At 55.0% G+C, this 21,768-nt stretch carries 15 protein-coding genes; 6 read left to right on the top strand and 9 right to left on the bottom strand.

What is annotated here, in order from left to right; genetic code table 11:
- Positions 1–108 precede the first annotated feature (108 nt).
- Both E8E75_RS29360 and purU read right to left on the bottom strand, forming a co-directional pair.
- Positions 109–1,368, bottom strand: a complete 1,260-nt coding sequence (locus tag E8E75_RS29360) for an aminomethyl transferase family protein (RefSeq protein WP_179057973.1) — start codon at positions 1,366–1,368, stop codon at positions 109–111.
- Positions 1,369–1,417: 49 nt separating this feature from the next.
- On the bottom strand, positions 1,418–2,287 hold the full coding sequence (gene purU / locus E8E75_RS29355; RefSeq protein WP_280360163.1) for a formyltetrahydrofolate deformylase: 870 nt from the start codon (positions 2,285–2,287) through the stop codon (positions 1,418–1,420).
- Between the two features lie 433 nt (positions 2,288–2,720).
- Here purU and E8E75_RS29350 point away from each other — a divergent pair, with 433 nt between their 5' ends.
- The gene (locus E8E75_RS29350) at positions 2,721–3,662 is read left to right on the top strand and encodes a LysR family transcriptional regulator (protein ID WP_280360162.1); all 942 of its coding nucleotides are present in this window, start codon (positions 2,721–2,723) and stop codon (positions 3,660–3,662) included.
- A 705-nt stretch (positions 3,663–4,367) separates the two neighbouring features.
- On the opposite strand, the gene E8E75_RS29345 is transcribed toward E8E75_RS29350, so the two are convergent.
- The gene (locus E8E75_RS29345; RefSeq protein WP_280360161.1) at positions 4,368–5,126 is read right to left on the bottom strand and encodes an SDR family NAD(P)-dependent oxidoreductase; all 759 of its coding nucleotides are present in this window, start codon (positions 5,124–5,126) and stop codon (positions 4,368–4,370) included.
- Positions 5,127–5,574: 448 nt separating this feature from the next.
- Here E8E75_RS29345 and E8E75_RS29340 point away from each other — a divergent pair, with 448 nt between their 5' ends.
- A complete protein-coding gene (locus E8E75_RS29340) occupies positions 5,575–6,915 on the top strand; it encodes an aminomethyl transferase family protein (protein WP_280360159.1) in 1,341 nt (446 codons plus the stop codon).
- A gap of 208 nt (positions 6,916–7,123) precedes the next feature.
- Positions 7,124–8,023 carry a dioxygenase gene (locus tag E8E75_RS29335; protein ID WP_280360158.1) on the top strand — a complete coding sequence of 300 codons (900 nt, stop codon included), beginning with the start codon at positions 7,124–7,126 and terminating at the stop codon, positions 8,021–8,023.
- A 110-nt stretch (positions 8,024–8,133) separates the two neighbouring features.
- Here E8E75_RS29335 and E8E75_RS29330 read toward each other — a convergent pair whose 3' ends face one another.
- Complete coding sequence (locus E8E75_RS29330) at positions 8,134–9,081, bottom strand: alpha/beta hydrolase (RefSeq protein WP_280360156.1); 948 nt, start codon at positions 9,079–9,081, stop codon at positions 8,134–8,136.
- A gap of 79 nt (positions 9,082–9,160) precedes the next feature.
- Here E8E75_RS29330 and E8E75_RS29325 point away from each other — a divergent pair, with 79 nt between their 5' ends.
- The 3 genes from E8E75_RS29325 (at position 9,161) to E8E75_RS29315 (ending at position 11,398) form a co-directional block, all read left to right on the top strand.
- Positions 9,161–9,478 (top strand): transposase, encoded by a 318-nt coding sequence (locus E8E75_RS29325; RefSeq protein ID WP_280360154.1) that lies wholly within the window; start codon positions 9,161–9,163, stop codon positions 9,476–9,478.
- Positions 9,475–9,810, top strand: coding sequence for an IS66 family insertion sequence element accessory protein TnpB (gene tnpB, locus E8E75_RS29320; RefSeq protein WP_165671676.1), 336 nt, complete (start codon positions 9,475–9,477; stop codon positions 9,808–9,810). Before E8E75_RS29325 ends, tnpB begins: the two co-directional genes overlap by 4 nt.
- A gap of 61 nt (positions 9,811–9,871) precedes the next feature.
- Positions 9,872–11,398, top strand: a complete 1,527-nt coding sequence (locus E8E75_RS29315; RefSeq protein ID WP_280360150.1) for an IS66 family transposase — start codon at positions 9,872–9,874, stop codon at positions 11,396–11,398.
- A 335-nt stretch (positions 11,399–11,733) separates the two neighbouring features.
- Here the strand turns inward: E8E75_RS29315 and E8E75_RS29310 are convergent, their stop codons facing one another.
- The 5 genes from E8E75_RS29310 to E8E75_RS29290 form a co-directional block, all read right to left on the bottom strand.
- Positions 11,734–14,145 carry an MMPL family transporter gene (locus tag E8E75_RS29310; RefSeq protein WP_280360148.1) on the bottom strand — a complete coding sequence of 804 codons (2,412 nt, stop codon included), beginning with the start codon at positions 14,143–14,145 and terminating at the stop codon, positions 11,734–11,736.
- Between the two features lies 1 nt (position 14,146).
- On the bottom strand, positions 14,147–15,238 hold the full coding sequence (locus E8E75_RS29305) for a glycosyl hydrolase (protein ID WP_179060065.1): 1,092 nt from the start codon (positions 15,236–15,238) through the stop codon (positions 14,147–14,149).
- 256 nt (positions 15,239–15,494) lie between these two features.
- A complete protein-coding gene (locus E8E75_RS29300; protein ID WP_280360146.1) occupies positions 15,495–17,123 on the bottom strand; it encodes a DUF1302 domain-containing protein in 1,629 nt (542 codons plus the stop codon).
- A 176-nt stretch (positions 17,124–17,299) separates the two neighbouring features.
- Positions 17,300–20,032 carry a LuxR C-terminal-related transcriptional regulator gene (locus E8E75_RS29295; protein ID WP_280360145.1) on the bottom strand — a complete coding sequence of 911 codons (2,733 nt, stop codon included), beginning with the start codon at positions 20,030–20,032 and terminating at the stop codon, positions 17,300–17,302.
- Positions 20,033–20,198: 166 nt separating this feature from the next.
- Positions 20,199–21,560: a DUF1329 domain-containing protein gene (locus E8E75_RS29290; RefSeq protein ID WP_280360143.1), complete on the bottom strand. Its 1,362-nt coding sequence runs from the start codon at positions 21,558–21,560 to the stop codon at positions 20,199–20,201.
- Positions 21,561–21,768: the final 208 nt, after the last annotated feature.

Raw genomic sequence — 21,768 nt, 5'->3', positions numbered from 1 at the left:
CGTTCACGCAGTTGCCGGGCTTCGGCTTTTCCGTCGATCAGGAATGCGGACATTGTTTCTCCGGGTCTTACAGATGAAGCAGGCCCTGAGACCCAGGGCCTTGCCGACTCAGCTGCGGCGGTTGTCGGTTTTGTACGGTGCGGGCTGGACAGTGGCGCGGATGGGCAGTTGCGGCTCGCCCGGATTGCCCCAGATAACCGTGACTTCAGTACCTACTTCTGCCTGGGCGATGTCCAGGGTGCACAGCGAGAGCATCTCGCGGAAGAAGTAGCTGTAGCCACGAGAGGTGGAAACGCCGACCTCACGGCCGTTCACCAGCACCTTGTCGGCATACATGAAACCGCGCTGATCCCGGGGCATCTCCATGAAGGCGTAGTGCTCGCCCTTCTGGAACAGGGATGCGAATACCTTGAGCACATCATCGGGATTCCACACCAGGGTGCGAATCACCCGGCGTGGGTTGGCCACTTCCTTTTCCAGGGCCTCGCGGCCGATGAAGTCGTGATCGAACTTGATGTTGCGCCCCCAACCGAGCTCGACAGGGCTGCGGTACCAGGCGCTGACATCATCAGCCTCGAAGCTGCCGGCAACGTTGAAGGTCGAGGCGAACGCCGGCAGAGACGCTTCGAATTCGGCGCGATACTCAGCCATGTCCTCGCTGAAGATCGCCGGCAGGTAGTCGGTCACGATAGTGGGGAAACAGGCTTCCAGGTGGTTGATGAAGGCAGCTCGACCACCCAGCTTGCGAATCCCGAACGCTTCGCCGGCTCGCACCACTGCCTCATACACCTCGGCAGCATGTTCGGCAGGACCTTGCAGCTCCACACCAGGCTCCCCGGACATGCCCTGTCGCAGCGCGTAGACCTCATGCCCGGCAATCTTCACCACTTGCGAGTGCATGAACTTGATGTCCGCCAGGGCCACGCCTGTCAGCTTCTCGATCAATGCGGCAGCCTTGGGCCCAGCAACCTGGAATTTGAACCCTTCGACAACCTCCGAGCTGACGTTGTAATCACCCTTGCGTAGGTGGAAGTCCATGAGGAAGCCGCCGCGACCGAAGAGCATGAAGTCATCCTCCCCCCAGCGGCTGAGGATACCCTCATGGATCACCTTGCCATCACGATTGCAGTGGGTGACATGCTTGGACTGCATGATGTCGAACTTGGCGAAGCTGTTGATGGAGGTATCGGAGAAAAGCTTCAACACGTCCGGTCCACGGTAACGCCGCTGCCAAAGGAACGACCAATCACCGATGTAGCAGTGGTCCTTCCAGGACATGCTCTCGTCGAGCCAGTCCGTGTACTCAGGCTGCCCCCAACGGGACGTGAAATAGCCCTCTGGAGTCTTTCTGAAATTCTTGGGGAGCATGTCTTTACCTCGGTTACTTCAACGAATTGTTGTTATGCGTGGCCAGGCGTCAGCCTTCGAACACGATGGTTTTGCGACCGTTCGGAATGACGCGGTCTTCCAGATAGGCGCGCACTGCCCTGGCCAGGACGCGTCGTTCGATGTCACGCCCCTTACGTACGAGATCTTCCGCGCTATCGCGGTGGGAAATGCGCTCGACGTCTTGCTCGATGATCGGGCCCTCGTCCAGGTCGGCGGTGACGAAGTGCGAGGTCGCGCCAATCAGCTTCACGCCACGCTCATGGGCCTGGTGATAGGGACGCGCGCCCTTGAATCCCGGCAGGAAGCTGTGATGGATGTTGATGCAGCGCCCATCCAGCTTGCGCGAGAGGTCATCGGAGAGGATCTGCATGTAGCGAGCGAGCACAACTAGGTCGGTCCTGGTGGACTCGATCAAGGCAAGCAGTTTCTCTTCCTGCTGGGACTTGTTATCCCGGGTCACTGGCAGGTAGTGAAACGCTATGCCCTGCAGATCAACCGCGGCGTATCGCTCCTGGGGATGGTTGGCGACAACGGCCGATATCTCCATCGGCAGCTCGCCGATTCGGCTGCGGTAAAGCAGGTCGCGCAGGCAATGGTCATAGCCGGACACGAGCAGCATTACGCGCTTGCGCTGGTCCTGCGGACGCAGCGACCACTCCATGCCGTACCGATGGGCAACATCGGCGAATCCAGCCTTGATGTCCTCGAGTACCAGTTGCGTCGCGCTGTCTATCGCGTCGAACACCACCCGCATGAAGAACTGCTGAGTATCCAGATCATCGAATTGCTGCGCATCGAGGATGTTGCATCCCTGGTCAAAGAGGTAGCTGGAAACATCCTTCACGATTCCGGCGGTATTACGGCACGACAACAGCAGAATGAATTTTGGATTGGACACAGCGGTCTCCGATCATCGTTTTTATTGGAGTGGGCATCAGCGCAGCCGCACTGACGTCTGAGTCACTATAAAAACTAGATAAAATGAGATCCACGCATGCCATAGATGCACAGAATGCACGCCGTGCATAATGATCCAGCCAGTTTTCTCGCTCATGTGCGAATTGCTCAGCGCGTCGTAGCAACGGCACCAGCTACACCAAAAAAGGCCAAGCGAGAACGCGCTGTTCGAGACTCCATCCTATGTCGATCAGCACGCTCGCCAGGTAGGGATCGAGCACAGCGCCTACCCGCCCCACTCTCCTGGTGGCGGGAATATCGCAGTCGCGGTGAGTTGCCCACTGGTTCAGCGATGCCGAATCCCATCCGGCGTTTCAAGTAACGAACCTCTTGGAATACCTTAATGCATCACGATCACAAAAATACTCGACCCCATGCACAGCATTCATAGCGAAAAGAAGCTCGACCTAAACCTCCTGCCGGTCTTCGATGCTCTGATTCGGGAGGGCAGCGTGACCCGGGCCGCTGACAGCCTGGATCTCTCGCAAAGCGCGGTCAGTCACGCGCTGAAACGATTGCGGGACTTCTTCAACGATCCGCTGTTTATCAAGGTCGGTGACGGCATGAGGCCGACGCCCAAGGCCGAGCAGTTAGCAGTCTCGATACTGGGGGTCATCAGCACGGTACAAAACTCGCTACTCACCCAAACTCGCTTCGACCCGAGCACGGCGATCCGTACGTTCAAGTTCTGCATGACCGACATGGGCGAACTCGTGTTTCTACCCAGGATGATCCAGGAGCTAAAGCGCAGAGCACCACACTGCACCATTCAAACGCTGCAGGTCAGGCCCGAAAACATAGCTGCGACGCTAGAGTCGGGCGAGGCTGACCTTGCGATGGGATCGCAGCTTGCCGTAAACGACGAACTCTTCCAGCAGAATCTGTTCTTCCACAAGTTTGTCACGATCGTCAGTCGGGAAAACCGACAGGTTGGGGACTCGATCAGCCTTGAGCAATTCACCCGTATGAAGCACATCGTGATCAATCTCGGGGGCAAGACCACGCACTACGATCGAGCGCTGGACGAGCACGGTATCAAGCGTGGTGTGTTCCTGCTGACCCCCCACTACCTGGTCATTCCCATGCTGATCAAGAATGACCCTGAGCTGATTGCGACCGTTCCAGGAGAGATCGGCCGTATCTTCGATGAGTACGGCTGGGTTCGACGCCTGAAACCCCCAGTGGATCTCGCGCCATTCCCAATTTGTCAGTACTGGCATCCCCGCTTTCACCACGATGAGGCGAATCGCTGGCTCAGGCAGTTGATGAAGGAAATCTACGATGACTTCCTACCGGAATCTGGGAATGCCTGGTGAGGACGCTGGTGGAATGCCGACGCCGAAGGAGGAGGAGCAGTAGAAAAGGTCGGTGAGTGTTGCATGCCGGTCCTACTTTCATGCTGCCGCTTCGCACTAGGTCACCCCTATTCCGAGATGGCCAGCACAGCTATCGAAAGATAGGACCTTTTTGAAACGCAAATAGAGACGCTATGGCTGTCCTGCTCCAACCAGAGGCATAGCCATGAGAACAAAAATAATTTCCATCGGCCTCGCAGTTACCATCGCCATCCTGCTGATCGTCGCTGCCGCCCAAACCACCCCACAACGCTACACCGCAGACATCCCTGAAGCTTGCATGCATTCCAGCGTCAATTGCACATTGCCGCCGGGCTTTCGAGGCTGGCCTTCGATTCCGTGAGCCAACCGCGACCATAGTAATGCATACAACCTCCACGAGGCGCGCGACGAAGCCACGCACTTAGCATGGACAGGTGTTGCCCCGGGCAGAAAATCGACTTCCCGGGGCATAAGGCCTGGCCCAAAAGGTGGCTTCGCTTGCTGTGAAGGAATTGGGGGGGGGGAAGGAGCAAGAGAAAGCGCCGGCGGGCAGCGCTCACCGGCGCTTTTTCATTGGCGGGCAGTTCGGCCTCCGACCTCTACTTTGGCGGCTAGGGGTAGCGACAAGCGCTTGTACAGAACACCGAATGCATCCTGTACAAGAGGCACTAGGCAACAAGACGATTACTGATGGTTCTCACGCCAGTTTTTCGGTAACGGTCCAAGCGTAGTGCCGCCATCTACCAAATACTCACCGCCAGTAATAAAGCCCGAATCCTGGTGCGCAATAAACAACACCATACGGCTGATTTCTTCCGGCTGTGCCGCCCGCGGGATAGCCTGAATAGAAAGCATTCCACTGAGATCATGTGGCGCAGTCATCGGCGTGTGAACTGCCCCAGGGAACACCGCATTTACTCGAATATTGTCGTGAGCGAGCTCCAACGCCGCCGCCTTAGTCAGACCACGCACGCCCCACTTGCTGGCGCAATAAGCAGAAGCCAAAGGATATCCCTGGACGGCGGCAGTGGAACCAATGTTGATGATACTGCCGCGACCCAGTTCCTTCATTCCAGCGACAACAGAGCAGATTCCAAGATATACGCCCGTAAGGTTGATATCGAGCGTCCGTTGAAAAATGGCCTTCTCGCGGCCATCAAGCGGGTCAAAGCCAATAATACCGGCGTTATTAACTAATACAGAGACCAGACCAAAGGTGCGAGCCTGCTCCAGAGCAGCATCCCAAGACTCTTCATCAGTTACATCCAGAGTAACGAACATCGCACGTTCGCCCAACTCGTCTGCAAGCGCCTGGCCTTTGTCCTTTGCGATATCGCCAATGACAACATTCGCGCCCAGACGATGGAACGCGCGCGCATGAGACTCCCCCATGCCGCTGGCTGCGCCGGTAATCAGGACAGTTTCATTTTCGAAGCTCATCATCTTATTTATTTCCTTTTATGAGACTACTACTTAGAACGCATGTACATAAGCGTTTCAGCCGGGGACGGCCGATTTATCATGCCTATGCAGGCTAGACAAACATTCCAAGTAATTCCCCCTATCTGAGGATAGGGGATTAAGCACTCACACACGCTTATCTTGAGCCTATGCACATCCGGAGCTTTTACTGCATCGAATCGGCCTCACTAGAAAATACCGATCGTGACATTGGCGGCGTAGGGACTAGGGCTTACATCACCGTCTCTTAGTGTCCAAACACCGTAAGAACACGCTGCTCATCGATTCAAATCTGTCCAAGTTAACCGCAATAACGCAAGTGTTACGCGCCGCGGCGGCAATCTCAGTTTTTATGTCCGAAGCTTGGAACTGGATGATAGCCGTTAACCTTTTGTTCGACACTTCAATACAAGAAAGTTAAGGAAATACCATGAGCAAAGCAAATCCGCAGCCTCTATACCACGTAGCGCAAGTACCGGACGACCCTCGCACCACCTCTTACACACGTTTCTTCTTCGAGCTTGAGCCCACGGAATACACCAACTGGATCGATGAGTGCGAGTCTTGGAAGAAAACTTGCTTCATCGGCGACTGGTCCCCGCTAATGAAACTGAAAATTACTGGGCCGGACGCTCTGTCTTTCTTCTCCTCAATTTCCGTAAACAGCTTTGCAAAATTCGACATCGGTCAAGCCAAACATGCGGTTCTTTGTAATGTATCCGGCAAGATAATGGGAGATGGCGTCCTGATGCGCCTCTCCGAAGAAAGCTTCATTTACACCAGTGGGCCCGGAGTCGCCTGGGCGATGTATCAATTTGCAAAGGGTAATTACAACGCCAAGGCCGAAGTCGTTACCGAAGACTATTTCGCATTCCAGGTCCAAGGCCCCAACTCCTTGCTTCTCCTGGAGGAGCTCACGGGCGAAAGTTTGCGCGACATCGGCTTCATGCGATTCCGCAAGTCCAGCATCAATGGCATGACCTTCAACGTGCTCCGCCAAGGCATGGCCGGTGAACTCGGATACGAACTTCACGGCGAGAGCCACAACGGTGTCGAAATCTACAACACGATTCTTAAGGTGGGAGAGCGATATGGCATCCGCCGTCTTGGCGGACGCAGCAAGATGGTGAATCACGTCGAAGCCTGCTTCCCCACACCGACCGTGGACTATTTACCGGCAATGTTCGGTGACGATCAACGCGACTTTCTCGGTGTGATCCTGCAGAGCATGCCTTACTTCATGGAGTGGCTTGCTGTCGCCGGTAGTGCTCAAAGCAGGGACTTCACAACTTATGCCCGCACGCCGTTCGAGCTCGGCTGGGGTAAGAACGTGAAGTTCGACCACGAATTCATCGGTCGCGCCGCTCTAGAAGAAGCGGCCAATCCACGTCGGACAATGGTCACTCTCGTCTGGAATGGCGAAGATGTATCCGACGTTTCAGCCTCGTTTCTGAGCAAGGACGCAGAGCCATACACCTATATGGAAATGCCCCGAAACCTGCTGGGTTTGACCTGGATGGACAAAGTGCTAGTGGATGGCCACGAAATCGGCGTTTCGAGCTCGCGATGCTACAGCTACACCTTCCGCGAAATGCTGTCGTTGTGTGTTATCGACCAAGAGTACGCGACCCCAGGTACGGAGGTTGTAGTGGTTTGGGGCCATCCCGGCACCCGTCAGAAGCACATCCGCGCCCGCGTCGCGCCTGCCCCCTACAAGAAGGACAATCGTCGAATCGACGTCACCGGCCTTCCTTCAGCGCAAACCGTCTGAAATTAACGCCATTTATGCCGGGGTCTCTCCCGGCATTCATTCCTCGGCAGGTCTCGTACGCCGCTCGCCTCGAATCTTCCATCGTCAGCCAAGGCGCAAACAATTCATTCTGATAGATCACAGATGAAACCTGCGGAACATTTGATAAATCCGAGAAGTTTTTATTAAGAGCTCTCCAAGATCAGTATCACAAGAGGACCATAACAAGATGACTACCACTCTCGGTGATGAACGATTATCTCAACTGACAAACTCAGTCATTGCACAAATGTCTACAACACCCTCCACACGCCTACGCACGTTGATGGAATGCGCAGTTCGACATTTGCATGCATTTGCCATTGAAGCAAACCTGACACCTGAAGAATGGTTGACTGGAATTGCATTTCTCACAGCGACCGGTCAAATGTGTAATAGCGATCGACAAGAGTTCATCCTCCTCTCGGATGCCCTCGGTCTGAGCACTATCGTTAATCTGCTTCAGGATGGGAGTGGGGTAAACCAAGCCACCGAAAGCAGTCTGCTCGGTCCGTTCTATCGGGAGAATGCACCGAACTACCAGGCCAGTGAATCAATGGCACGCCGCTGCAATGGCCCCCAGCTTCAGCTCTATGGCCGAATCCTGAATACGGATGGAAATCCGATCCCCAATGCCACAGTGCAGATCTGGCAGACCGATTCAGAAGGGGTTTATGACATTCAGCGCGGACAGGAAATGGATACGCGGGGCGTCTACAGCACTGACGAGAACGGTTGTTACCATGCCTTCACGGTCATGCCGAAAAGCTACCCGCTACCTGACGACGGGCCGGTAAGACGCATGCTAGATGCCCAAAGTCGCCATGGGTACCGACCAGCTCATATCCACTACCTGATCAGCGCCCCCGAGCACAAAGAGCTCGTAACCGCCCTCTACATAGCTGGGGATTGCTACATCGATGACGACGCAGTCTTCGGAGTGAGTTCAACCACGCTGATCGTGACCCCAACCCTGGACAACAACGCTCCCCACCCTGAAGTACCAGCTATCTCGTACGACTTCCACTTGGCCCCTGGCATGACGGCAAGCGGTAGAATTGGTGCAGACGTTGCCACATTGAGCTTCTAGTTCGCCTTGCAAGCCCGCACGATGGAGAAAGGGCACGGTCTTCATACTGGCCGTGTCCTTATCCTCTGTCTTTGACTCTTTCCCGATGCTCGTACAATGCCACCGGAAGGCTAAGGCAGATTCGCGGCTAGGAACTCCGCCCCCTGGAGCAAGGCAGCATCACCCTCCTCCAACTCTGACGCATGGTTGTGCCAGAGATGGAACATATTCGGCCACACGTCCAATCTCACCCGCACTCCCATCCCACCTGCGTGCCTTGCCAGCCTAAGCGAGTCATCGAGAAGCAATTCGTTTGAGCCCACCTGTATCATCATGGGGGGCAATCCGATCATGCTGTTCTGCAGCACTGACACTCTTGGATCTACCGCGGAAATCTCTCCCAAGTAAAGAGAGGCGCAGTTCGCCAGCCACTCTGGGGTAAGGCAAATGTCGCTAGCTGCTTTGGTCGTGAAGCTCTCGTGCTGCAAACTGAGGTCGACCCAAGGCGATATAAGAAGTGCCGCTGCGGGCAAAGGTAGACATTGGCACTTAGCATCTTCCAGCAACGAAAGAATCAGATTCGCCCCTGACGAATCTCCTGCGAACACTATTTCTTCCGCAGCAATACCATTGCCAAGAAGCGCATGGTAAGCAGCAAGAATGTCTTCGCGTGCAGACGGGAATGGGTGTTCGGGTGCCAAACGATAGTCAAGGATCAACGCCCGTGCACCCGCCTGCAGAGCCAGATTGCCGGCCAGCCCCACGAAGGCCTCGGCAGATCCCAACACAAACCCTCCACCATGCACGTATACGAGTGTCCTGGACCCGACGTAGTCCTCTGGGATGGCCCACATCGCACTTACACCGTTCAGGTTAACCCGCTCCACCTGCATATCTGCCGGGGGCTGCAACTGTTTACAACGGGTATCAAAACTGAACCGCGCCAACTCCAGAGAGCTGAAATTCCGCATATGGGTATCAGGAAAATGCTGAGCGAGTGCTGGAGGTCGAGGCTGGGTCATGGCGGCTAGTTGTGACTCAATTGATGGAGGTGCTGGGTAAGCGTCCAGCCAAGTCACCTTCCGAACTCCAGCATTAAGGGCGATGGTGTCCGCGTATTTTTAAGCGGACGCGATAGCCCTTATCGCCGGGATTTCCATGCGCCAACGAAGCTCTTACCCCAAATTATTCAAGGCCCAGGTTGTTCAGGAATGCCTGCAACCCGGTGCGACCCTCTCCAGCGTTGCCATCAGCCACGGCATCAACGCCAACGTCATCCGCAAGTGGCTACCGCTTTACCGAGATCAGCCACCAGCGGCGTTGCCGGCGTTCGTTCCATTGAGGGCCACGCCCAAACGAACCACTGAGGCGTTCGCAATCATTGAGTTGTCCCTTGGCGAGCAAGCGGTCACGGTGAAATGGCCAGCCTCCGATCCTGAAGGTTGCGCCCGCTTTGTGCGTGGGCTCACCCCGTGATCCGCATCGATACCATCTGGCTCGCCACCGAGCCGATGGACATGCGCGCCGGCACCGACACCGCGTTGGCCCGTGTGGTGGCCGTGTTCGGTGCGGCGAAGCCGCACTGTGCCTATCTGTTCGCGAATCGCCGCGCCAACCGCATGAAAGTCCTGGTGCATGACGGCGTGGGTATCTGGCTGGCCGCGCGGAGATTAAACCAGGGCAAGTTTCACTGGCCAGGCATCCGGCATGGCTCGGAGGTCGAGCTCGACACCGAGCAACTTCAGGCTTTGGTTCTTGGCCTACCCTGGCAGCGTGTCGGCGCCGCCGGCGCGATCACAGTGCTGTAGCACCTGCCATTAGCCCATCGGTTTATCTCCGCTGACCGCCGGCTCTGGCACAATCAGCGGCATGACTGCTTCGCCCAATCTCGACCAACTGACTCCTGACCAGCTGCGCGCCCTGGCTGCGCAGTTGCTCACGCAGGTCGACGTGATGGGCAAGAAGATCCACCGCGACCAAACGGTGATCGAGAACCTCACCCACGAAATCGCCATCCTCAAGCGGCACAAGTTTGCCAAGCGCAGCGAGCAACTGAGCCCTGACCAGGGCCGCCTGCTGGATGACCTGCTCGACACCGACATCGTGGCCATCGAGGCGGAGCTGAAAGCGGTCAATCCGCCGGCTGCGCCGGCCGAAGCACGCCAGCAGCCCAAGCGTGCACCGCTGCCACCGCAACTCCCGCGCACCGTGATCCATCACGAACCGGAGAACACCCAGTGCGTCTGCGGCTGCCAGCTGCAACGCGTGGGTGAAGACGTCAGCGAAAAGCTGGATTACACGCCGGGCGTGTTCACCGTCGAGCAGCATGTGCGTGGGAAATGGGCCTGCCGCCAGTGCGAAACGCTGATCCAGGCGCCGGTGCCGGCGCAGGTGATCGACAAGGGTATCCCCACCGCTGGCCTGTTGGCGCACGTGATGGTGGCCAAATTCGCCGACCACCTGCCGCTGTACCGGCAGGAAAAGATCTTCGGCCGTGCCGGCCTGGCTATCGCTCGTTCGACGCTGGCGCAGTGGGTCGGGCAAACCGGCGTGCAGCTCCAGCCGCTGGTCGATGCGCTGCGCGAAGCGGTGCTGGGCCAACGCGTGATCCACGCTGACGAAACCCCGGTGCAAATGCTCGCGCCGGGCGAAAAGAAAACCCATCGGGCTTACGTCTGGGCCTACAGCACCACGCCCTTCGCCGATCTGAAGGCCGTGGTCTACGACTTCAGCCCCAGCCGTGCCGGCGAGCATGCGCGCAATTTTCTTGGCCAGTGGAATGGCAAGCTGGTCTGCGACGACTTTGCTGGCTACAAGGCCGGTTTCGAGCAAGGCATCACCGAAATCGGCTGCATGGCCCACGCCCGCCGCAAGTTCTTCGATCTGCACGCGGCGAACAAAAGCCAACTGGCTGAACAAGCGCTGCACTCGATCGCTGGGCTGTACGAAGTCGAACGCCAAGTGCGCGACATGAGCGATGAAGAACGCGGGCGAATACGGCAGGAAAAGGCCTCACCGATCCTCGCCGCGCTGCATGACTGGATGCTGGCCCAACGTGATCGGGTGCCCAACGGATCAGCCACGGCGAAAGCCTTGGATTACAGCCTCAAACGCTGGCAGGCACTGACTCGCTATGTCGAGGATGGTGCTGTGCCCATCGACAATAACCAAGTCGAGAACCAGATCCGCCCGTGGGCTCTAGGTCGCTCCAATTGGCTGTTTGCCGGGTCGCTACGCAGCGGCAAACGGGCGGCGGCAATCATGAGCCTGATCCAGTCGGCCCGCATGAACGGACATGATCCGTATGCCTATCTCAAGGACGTGCTGACACGACTGCCGACGCAGCGAGCAAGTGATATCGGCCAACTGCTGCCGCATCAGTGGGTGCCTGCCTGAATCACGCAAGGTGAGTTCGGCGTACGCTTACGGTGCTGGAGAGAAACACTCGTAATAAGAGGTTCCGGCTCACAGAGAGATGCTGCAATCTGGAGAATAGGAAGAGACAGCCAACGCAGTACCTATCGCAAGATAGTAATGCGGAGCCAGAGGAGACTTTCATGGGAGTGGTGCCAAGGGCCAATGCAGGCGCGTGCTCTTAGACCTGGTCACACCGCTGTTTAGCTCATATCCCAGCTCTGAACCGTGGAGACTTTAACTACGCCCCACATGGTCCCCTGTATAAAAAAGAACCCACCGGAGTGGGTTCAAAGGGTGACACTTTTAGGAGCCAATCATACAGCTTCGCACTTTTCCTTAAGCCGAACGTCCGCCTCAACTTTCTCCTTAGCTACCTTGCTCGGTTTCAGGAGGAAAGCCGCTAGACTCGGAAGTAGGATCAATGCACCAAACATATTAACGAGGAACATAAACGCCAGCAACAAACCCATATCAGCTTGGAACTTAATTGGCGAGAACATCCACGTGGCCACGCCAGCGGCTAGCGTCATACCAGTCAGCAACACCACCCTGCCAACAAACATCAGTGAACGTGCATACGCTTCTTCTAAGCTATACCCCATCCTCAACCAGAGCAGCATTATGCTAAGAATATATAGTGCGTAGTCGATACCGATCCCCACGCCCAACGCAGTAACTGGCAATGTGGAAACCTTAAGCCCTACCCCTACGAGCACCATCAGAGCTTCAGCCAATATACTAGTCAGCGCAAGCGGCAATATCGCTACCAATACCGCCCGCCACGATTTGAACGTTATTAGACTCAGAACTATAACCGCGACATACACCCCCAAAAGCATCAGGTAGTTATTTTTTTTAACCACCTGATTAGTGGCTGCCTCAATCCCAGCGTTACCTGCCGCCAGCAAAAACTTTACTTCCTTAGTGTTTGACTCTGCAGCGAAGCGCTCAACCACCTCTACAGCTTGCTGTAAAGTCTCAGCTTTGTGATCGCGCAGGTAAGCGTAGACCGTGAGCATGTTGCAATCACCATTGAACAACCCACGCGTGGCCTGAGTCATAACAGTGTTGAGCACTACCTGATTAGGGACGATCTCAGCCCATTTAAAGCTACCTTCATTGAAAGCCGCCCCCATCTGACGCACTAGGTCGGCAAATGAATTGGTAGCCTCTACTCCAGGAAGCTGCTGCAGGCGCCCCTGCAGATCGCGCACAGCAACCACCGTATCGTAATCAGCGCACTGTTCATCAGCAGTAGTCACCATGATTGCCATCACGTCACTACTGGTTGAGTAGTTTGTGGTGATGTACGCATTGTCCCGGTTGTATCGTGAGTCCGGATTGAGCTCCGGGGCGCCAGCATCAAGATCACCAATCTTCAGCTGTGAGGCCAATATGGCCCCCCCGATAGCCAGGCATGATGCAACGCAGACTGCACCAAATGCCCAACGGCGCTGAGTGAACCGGACAAGCAGTCCCCACGGCCCGCTATTGCCATTTAAAGCGCGTTCTTCGCTACGAAGGGCACGCTCAGCGGCATGACGGTTGACGCCCGTATAAGTGAGCAGAATCGGCAACAGGATCAAGTTGGTAAAGATAAGGATAGCGACGCCAAGGCTTGCGGCTAGTGCCAGCTCCCTGATTGCCTGAATATTGACCATAAACAGAACAGCAAAGCCTACGGCATCGCATACCAGGGCAGTAAATCCAGCCATGAACAGACGTCGGAATGTGTTACGCGCAGCGTCCACTTTTGATAGCCCGCGCCCGACATCCTGCATCACGCCGTTCATCTTCTGTGCGCCATGGCTCATGCCAATGGCAAAAATCAAGAACGGCACAAGGATCGAATATGGATCAAGGTGGAAGCCCATAAGCGGCAGCATGCCGAGCAGCCACAGTACGGCCACAAGGGAACACAGCACTACCAGCATCGTGCTGCGCAGGCAGCGGGTAAACCAGTACACCATGACAGTGGCAATGGCGATTGCCACACCGAAGAAGATCAGAATCTCTACCAAGCCATCGATCAAATCCCCCATTACCTTAGCGAATCCGATGATGTAAATGCCGACGTTATCGCTTTCGTACTTTGCCCGGATCACCTCCAACTGCTTGGATAGCTGTCCGTAGTCGAGGCTCTGGCCAACCTGGGCATCGTACTCAAGGAGGGGCACAATAATTGCGCTGGATTGAAAGTCACTGGCGACCAAACGACCGACTTCCCCGGACCGCATAATATTGAGTCGCAACTCTTCCAAGCTGGCCTTTGAACCATCATAGGCGTCCGGCATGACGGGCCCACCGTCAATACCCTGCTCGGTTACTGCAAGCCAGCGCGTGCTGCGCGTCCAGAGTGATTGCAAATACGGCCGTTCGACCCCTGGCAGCGCAAAAATCTCGTCGTTGACTTTGCGCAGAGTATCCAGGTAGTGGGGGTCCAAAATGCTCCCAGATTTATTTTCCACAACCACACGAAGAGTATTCCCCAACCCCTTCAAATCCTTTTCGTGGGTAAGATAGTTCTGGATATATGGATGATCATGGGGAATTACCGATTTATAACTAGCATTCAATCCAAGGTAGCGTGCCTGATACCCTAGAAACACCGTTATCAGCAGGCAAAGGAGAAGGATGACTCCGCGATTCTCAAACAACAGTCGCTCGAGGAACGAACTATCACCAACTTGAAACGAACTAGAGGATGCCCCGGTTTGGAATTGCATTTTACTTTGCCTCCAGCTGAACAATTTCTACACCAAGAGGTCCCACAACCAACAACTTCTCCCTTGAAAGTTGAAGGATGTCAGCGACAGGCTGATTGGACTGCGCAAGAGGAGAGAACTTTTCTCCCCCATCTCGGCTTACAATGATCTGGCCGTTATCGCTACCGAGAACTACCGCACCATCATCCAATATCTCACTGGCCTGCAATGAGGCAGAGACACCGCTTTCAATTCTGCTCCAGCTCTGCCCATGGTCACTTGAGCGCACCAAGTTACCTCTGAGACCAAACGCTAGAACATCACTGTTCTTGGTAACCACAGCACCAAACAATGTGCCCTCGTAAGGTTGTTGAAGCGCCCGGAATCGTTTCCCATCTTCACTACTCAGCAGCAAGCCCTGCTCACCGGCCACGTACAGAGGCCCCTGGGACTGTGTAAGAGCGTAGAAATGAAGACTTCCCGGGTTAACTTGCGCACTGTTTTCGGAAGTCCATGAAAGCCCCCCATTTACGGTGCGGTACATCAATCCATAGGCACCAGCAACCAAGACCTCTCTTGCGCCGCGAATGCTTAACGATAGAAATGGCTTGTCAGGTCCGTCCGCAACAAGATTCTGGGCACTAGTCAGCGCATCCAATGGCTGATCTACGGAAGAAGCGGTGCCAGCAGTGCTGTGGTGGACGGCTTCCGCGAGTACCAACTGCGCCGCCTGGATTCCATCGAGCTGACGGCTCCAGGTCTCCCCACCGTCCTCTGTGTGCAAAACCACCCCCAGATGCCCAACGGCCCAACCGGAAGTATCATTTGCGAAGGCAACATCGGTCAGCAGGACGCTCGCTGGTACTTCACGAGCCTGTCTCCAGGTAGCTCCCTGATCATCGGAAAGAACGATCAAACCTTTCTCACCAACGGCCACCAACCTATTGCCGGCCCGTGCCGCTGCCAACAAAAACCCTTTATCTGGATGCTTGATAGTGACCGCCGGTCGATCTAGGACCACGGGCCGAGTACGCTCACCTGCATGCGCATGACTAGTGCACCAGGTAATCGACAATAGCAAGGTCAGCAGCAAGGCCTTTTTATTTGCACGCATAGCTTTGTCCACGGGGCGATTAAACCCCTATTTGTTATTATCTTTACGAGCCCATTACTCAGCGAATGAACTAGCCACCTTCACGCGGATCCCGAAGAATCCTAGCGTCTAGGCTAAAATCTACACCGACCTGAAGAGCGCATAACCTATCTTAAGATAGACGCTATTCAATCCCTAAAAACACACAACCACCGCAACTGCCCACAATATAAAAAAGCCCTCGCAAAGCGAGGGCAAGACCAGCCTAAGCTGTAAACTAGAAGCTTGTGCTTAGCGTAAGCGCTACAAAGTCACGACCGACATAACGGTTATCATCATCATTACCAAAGAATTTGGTGTAGTTAATAGCCGCTTGCCAAGTTTGCTTATAGGTAGTAGCCAGACCGACGGTGACGTCCCCGCCTTGGTTTTCCCCATAGTTGCCGAATGCCCCCGAGGTCGGGGACCTACCTTTGAACACATAACCAATACCGATAGGCACGGACAGATCAAGACTTGGAGCAACTTGGTAGTAATCCAAGGTAACCACACCACGCGCACCATAGGCAAAACTATTCAAAGTGGTATCGCGCTGATCGCCATTCCGAGTAACCTTCGCCAATTTATGACCAGCAATCTCACCAGCAAAAGTTATATTGTCCCAGAGCATGCCTGCATTGCCGACATAAATGGCGGAAACCTGAGCATTCACTGTATCCCCCAAGGAGTCCGGCTGAAGGACACTGGTCGATACGCGCAGCGGGATATTATGGCGGTAACTGAGCTCGGCACCCAAATTGAGATTATCAATACTGGAGTTAACGCTAACTCCATACAGTTCGATATTCTCTTTATACTCCAGATGATAAGTACCAACAGAACCTGTTGCCGGATCAAATCCACCAGACAACTCCGTCATTACACGGGGTTCTTTGTAGTTGTAGCGAATAGCGTATAGCCCTAGGTCAAAATTGTATTGAGCCGGCCGCCAGCGAAGTGATACCCCAAATTGAGGAGCATCCGCTTCATCATCCGAGCCCCGGTAAAGGAACGCACCGGGCCCCACGATGATACGTTCGCCACCTTCGTCCAGGACGTCCGTCGACGCAAAGAACGTACCTACAGGCGGGAGGCGCGACTTTTCCCATTCAAACTGATAGAAGGCCTCCACCGTCCACTCATCGCTCAGCAGCGCACTCGCAGACAACTGGTTTACCGGAAGGAACACTTCCTGAGCCTTGATGTTAGGTACGCTGAGGGCCTTGTAGACATCGACCGGCGCCATAGCGGATGCAATGCCGTTGTCCGTAAAGAACAAGCTTTCGCCCCAGAGCAACGTGTGCCGCCCCAAACGGAAACTCAAAGGCATTCCACCTGGCTCGAATTGCGCGCCGATAAAGGCATTCATCAACTCAAAGCTTTGTCCCGCCCAGCGCTTGGTAGCAGAAGTAAATTGATCATTTTCAACACTGAACGGGTTGAACGTTTCAGGGGAGTCGTTACTGTTGCTGGAATTATAGACATCGTCATACCAGCCAGCGCCGCTCAAGTTGAACGTAAAATTCTGGTATTTCAGGTTGAGCTCTGTGAGCAGATCCACCCGGTTCATCACCAGATCGCCCTCATCAAAATTTCGCTCAATCTCATCAGAGTTCGGATCATTCAGGTTATTAGAGTTTCCACTCCCAGTTCTAACCCCAGCGGTATATTTAACTGTATTTGTCCAGTCTGCCGTAATCTCAGGACCAAGATCGAACGCCATGCCCTGACTTACCGCACTAAACCCGACGCCCGCAACAATTATTGCCCCTCGCGAAGCAGCTTTAATCAGCTTCGCTTCGCTTCCACGAACGGCATTTTCAAGAAAATCAGCGCAGGCACTTTTGCAGACGCGATTTATTATCATTGTTTTGCCTCCACACTCACGCGAGAGAAAAGCAGCACTTGCTTTCCCAATGTATTTAAACGTACCAACTCGAAGGCTGGCAAATTTAAGATAGAGGCATTCCACCAACTAAAAAACCTATCAAAAGATAGTAACCGCCCGATATCCAGTTGATATCCATAAATTTCGGCGTGTACTCAACGCATGAGCCCCAGCTGTCGAGCTCTGCTGGCCGCCTGCGCACGGCGACGCGTTCCAATCTTGTCAAATACCTGTTGCAGGTACCACTTCACACATCCCTCCGTGATACTCAGCTTTCGACCTATTTCTTTGTTTCTGAGGCCTTCATCAACCAGTTGAAGTATCTCGATTTCACGTCCATTCAAAGCTCCCAGGACGTTTTCAACGACTGCTGGCTCTGCCCTCTTTGCAACGGAGTTTTTCGTATCACGGAATGAAATTAGGACTTCCTCAATAAACTCCTCGGCGGACTTTCCTTCTTCTCCACTTGCTGACTCCGCTCCCATTAGCAGACCACTGAGCCAAGCTCCCTCGTCCGAGAAGGTGCGAATGAAACGCCCCCGAGCCGCAAGCTCTAGAGAGCGCTTAAGGTTTCGCTGAGCCCCGCGCTCATCGCCAGTTAGGACTAGCAAATGAGTGTGCACCACATCCCAACGGAGGAAGTTGCGGGTAGCGTCAGCTTTAGCCAAATAACGCTGCCAATGCTTGGCCAGATCCATCGCTTCGTTGAGCCGATTCTGCGCAATGGCCACACGTACGCTACAAAGTGCCTTTACCTCATCCTTGGTGGTCACGCCCAGCGACGGCTTCAAATGACTGAATTGCCCAATCAAGCCATGCTTCCGGCCCTGACGGATCATTTCATTCACTTCCCCCATGCGTAACAGGCAGCGCAGGCGTTCAGCCAGGGCCGAATAATGCAGACGGTCAAAACCATGCTTGGCGGCGGCTACTTCAGCTTTGTCGAGCAAATCGAATGCGGTTTCTGGATCACCATCATTGAACGCGAGACGCGCTGCGGTGAGCCATCCTGCGATCGCTTGATCTACGAAGCCCTCGGCCTCCACGTGCGGCAAGTATATTTCTAGCAGCCGACGCGCCTGATCCAGTTCGTTGCGCTCGTAATGCACTTCCGCCAGCGGCAGAGCAAGGATAGTTGCATAGGGCGACCCTATGCCAGCGATCGACTCCGCTGCAGTGAGCGCTTTAGTGAGTCCAGTGATAACGGCCTCGGTTTGTCCGCCCATAAATCGGGAAGGACCAATTACCGCCTCATGCACAATAATGGAGAGCTTGCTTTCACCCCGACTGAGATATTCACGCGTCAGGTTACTCAACCTTTCAATCTCATCGAGTTTGAAGCGCTCCCTCTGCGCATACAGCAACGCGTTGTAGATGCTACCGCGAATGATGGGATGCGCGTCACTGTACTTCTCAACAAGGCTACGAGCCTGCGTCTCCAACAGTGGCGTATCGTCAATCATCATTGACAACATGGCCTCTCGATGAAGAAGCTCGCTCCGCATTACCTCAATAAATTCCGGCGAGTACTTTGCTATGTATTCCGGATCACCGAGACAACGCCTAGCCTGGGCGAGCAACTCCTTGGCCGTCTCAAACTTCCATAGATGAAGCATGGACCAAGCTTGCGAGATCAGAATCCGGGGGTAACGACTTATTAGTGAGGAAGGAAGCTGCTCAACCATTCGCCAAGCGATGTCATCGCTTCGCTCAAAGAAAGCCACATGGTTATCTTCAATAATGCTCGCGGCCAGCTCTTGGTCTCCGGAGCTCAACGCATGATTGAACGCCTTGAAGAATTCCTCTTTGAGCACGTAGAAGTCGCTTGCCTCCCGGTGCAAATAGCTCAGCTTGGCCCCATCATTTTCCGATAGATACGTGAGCAGGAACTCACGAAACAGGGTATGCAACCGATAAGACTGCGATTTGGGGTGATCAGTAAAAACAAACAGGTCTCTGGACTGGCACTCCTTAAGCAGGCTCAGACCGTCTATTCGCTTGCTGACTATCGCGCAGGCTTCGGGCTCCAAACGCTCCAGAATGGCACAGGACACTAGGAAATCCTGGAGATCAGATTCCAGCGGCTCAAAAACCTCTTCGAAGAAAAACTCCTGAAAGAGCGCTCTTTCCTCAATACTGGTGAGATTGCTGACTTGACCACCGTCCGATCTGATCGCGCGGCTCAAGAGATTCAGACCACCAACCCATCCCTCAATACGCTGAAAAGGAGTTGGTACATCTGAAACCAAGGAGGACTCCAAGCCCTGATTCCCAAAGTGACAGGCGACTTCGTCTTCATCGAAAGCCATATCGTGGACATCCAGGTCCAACAACTCACCTCGCATGCGAAAGCGAGCCAGCCGAAGCGAAGGCTGGCCGCGCCCGGAAAGCAGAAAATGGAGGTTGGCAGGCGCCCGCTCCAACAGCTCGTCAATTGCCTCAAGGGCTGCGCCCTCTACGCACTGCAGATCGTCGATAAAGACAAACAAGGGCGTCCTGATGTCCCTTAGCTGCGTCGCACTACGCAGACAGGAGCCCGGGTCAGCATGCAAAGATGCCAGATCGGCTCGACGACAAAACACATCGCGCAAAGCAATGAGCATCTCCGTGGCGTCAGCATCATTGCGACACCCGACCCAGAAGCATGCAACTCCCGACGCTTGTAGCTCGATGAAATACTGCGACAGTAGTGTGGATCGACCATACCCCGCGGGAGCGCGTAGAGAGATCACTCTCTGGCCCTGAGCAGCTCGGAGCTGTTTCATCAACCGAGGACGTACGATCAATCCCTGGGTATTAAAGGCTGGACTCCTGGTGGCCGACAGCGGCGTGCGACTTTCTGGCTTTATCGCGACGACGGGGGCAACGGCATAGGTGTCACGGTGCATCTCGAACCTCCGTCAGGGCGGTAGGTAGCCTCTTGTAGTGACGCTTCAGCCAGTGAAAGTCTCGCTAGCTAGCTTCTTCTTATCAGGTCAGCGCGGGCGGCGCGGCCCGTATCATTGAATGCGCGAATCGAGGGGGGCACAGGCAGTCTGCCCCCCTTTCTTTTCGTCAGCGCTGCGCGCTCTGCACCAAGGACTCCGCGGAATAGAAGGAGCGTGGTCGAGCCTGTCGTGGGGTGTAATGGTCACTCCACTCACCGACTACATACGCATTCTGCTGGAAGTCGATGTTCTGGAAAGGCAATGCCACGATACCCGGCAGATCACAGGAAATGCTCGAGTACATGATGCCGCCGCGCCAGTGCTTGCCTTGAGTGTCCCACAGGTCACTCAACACGATGTTCCACGTGTCTTCATCCAGGTACAGGGTACGGCTCGCCACGGCGTTCCGCACACCGCTTCGCACTTTGCCTTCTACCTGCCAGACGCGATGCAGCTCCCAACGGACATGGTCAGGGTTGAAGAAGCGCTCGCCAATCGCCGCATCCTGGCCGGCCTTGAGCAGCTTGTTGGTGTTGTAGGGGATGTACATCTCCTTCGACCCAACCAGCTTCCACTCGTACTGCTCTGGCGAACCGAAGAAACCGTAGGCTTCGTCAAAGTTGGCAACGCCAGAGACGAAGAAGTTCGGAGTGTCAAATTGCACGTTCGGCAGCTTGCGTACGCGGCGCTGGCCTGGCATGTACTGCCAGGAGCCGAAGGGCACGTTCTGGTAATCCATCGGCAAGGTCCCGACTGTAGCCTCCCCTACTCGACGTGCGGGAGCCTTAATCTCTGCGCGGGAAAGCTGCCAATGCTTGCCGTCGAACTGCGCCTCGCCATTCTGGACGTAGTACGGGAAGACGCGACTGGCGTCTATCCGAGCGGTCAGAGACTTGGAACCATTGGTGTCAACGACTATGAGGTCCGCGAGGGTGTCCACCGCCTCACCTTTCCACGAAAGGTAGTGGTTCCACAGCGCTTCACCGCCGGTTTTGGCGATCGGGAATGGGACGCCGCCATAGGCACCGTGCACCGCTTTATCGCTATCGCTAATCGTAGCGTTGGTTGCGTTCTTTTTGGTGTCGTCATACACCCACTGCGGCGCAGTCGCGGTCCGGTGAGTCGGGTAAACGTCAATTCGGTAATCAGGATTGTTCTTCAGCAGGGTCTGAACACTGAGAGACAGTCGCCCCTCGTACTCAGCCATGTTCTTCGACGTGATGGTCAGCGTTGGCTTCTCGTCCGCGAAAGGTTCCCATGCCAGACTTCCCTTCGGGAGATTTGCAGGACATTGCGAATTATCCCCGCTCCACGCAGGAATGGTTCCCTCCGCATTGCCCGCTTTGACAGCCCCCATCGGGGTGAGCGTCGTGCCCAGCTGCTGAGCCTCTTGCGAAGAAACGGCGGCAGCGGCCATACCGCAGGAAACCTGAGCAATAGCGAAGACCAACGAGAGCTGCCAACGCTTGTTTGAAAGCAGATTTTGCATGTAATCCTCCGACCTTTCGGTCTTTCTTATTTTCACGCCTTGAGGATGCTTGGTTGGGTGCCTTTCGCCGGCCCCCCAGAAAAGTTGAGCTTTCTGAAGGACCAACCAGCTGGCATCGCTTCACCTATCCCTGCGGCCTCTCCTTCTGAGTGGTTCCGTCGGAGCCGAACCGGTGAGCAATCAAGCACGCGTCTCGACGGTACCCAAG

Origin of the sequence: Pseudomonas sp. BN606 (genome assembly GCF_029873115.1) — a bacterium.
Classification (GTDB): domain Bacteria; phylum Pseudomonadota; class Gammaproteobacteria; order Pseudomonadales; family Pseudomonadaceae; genus Metapseudomonas.
Note: the sequence above shows the minus strand (reverse complement) of the source record. Positions and strands in the feature narration are given on the sequence as shown.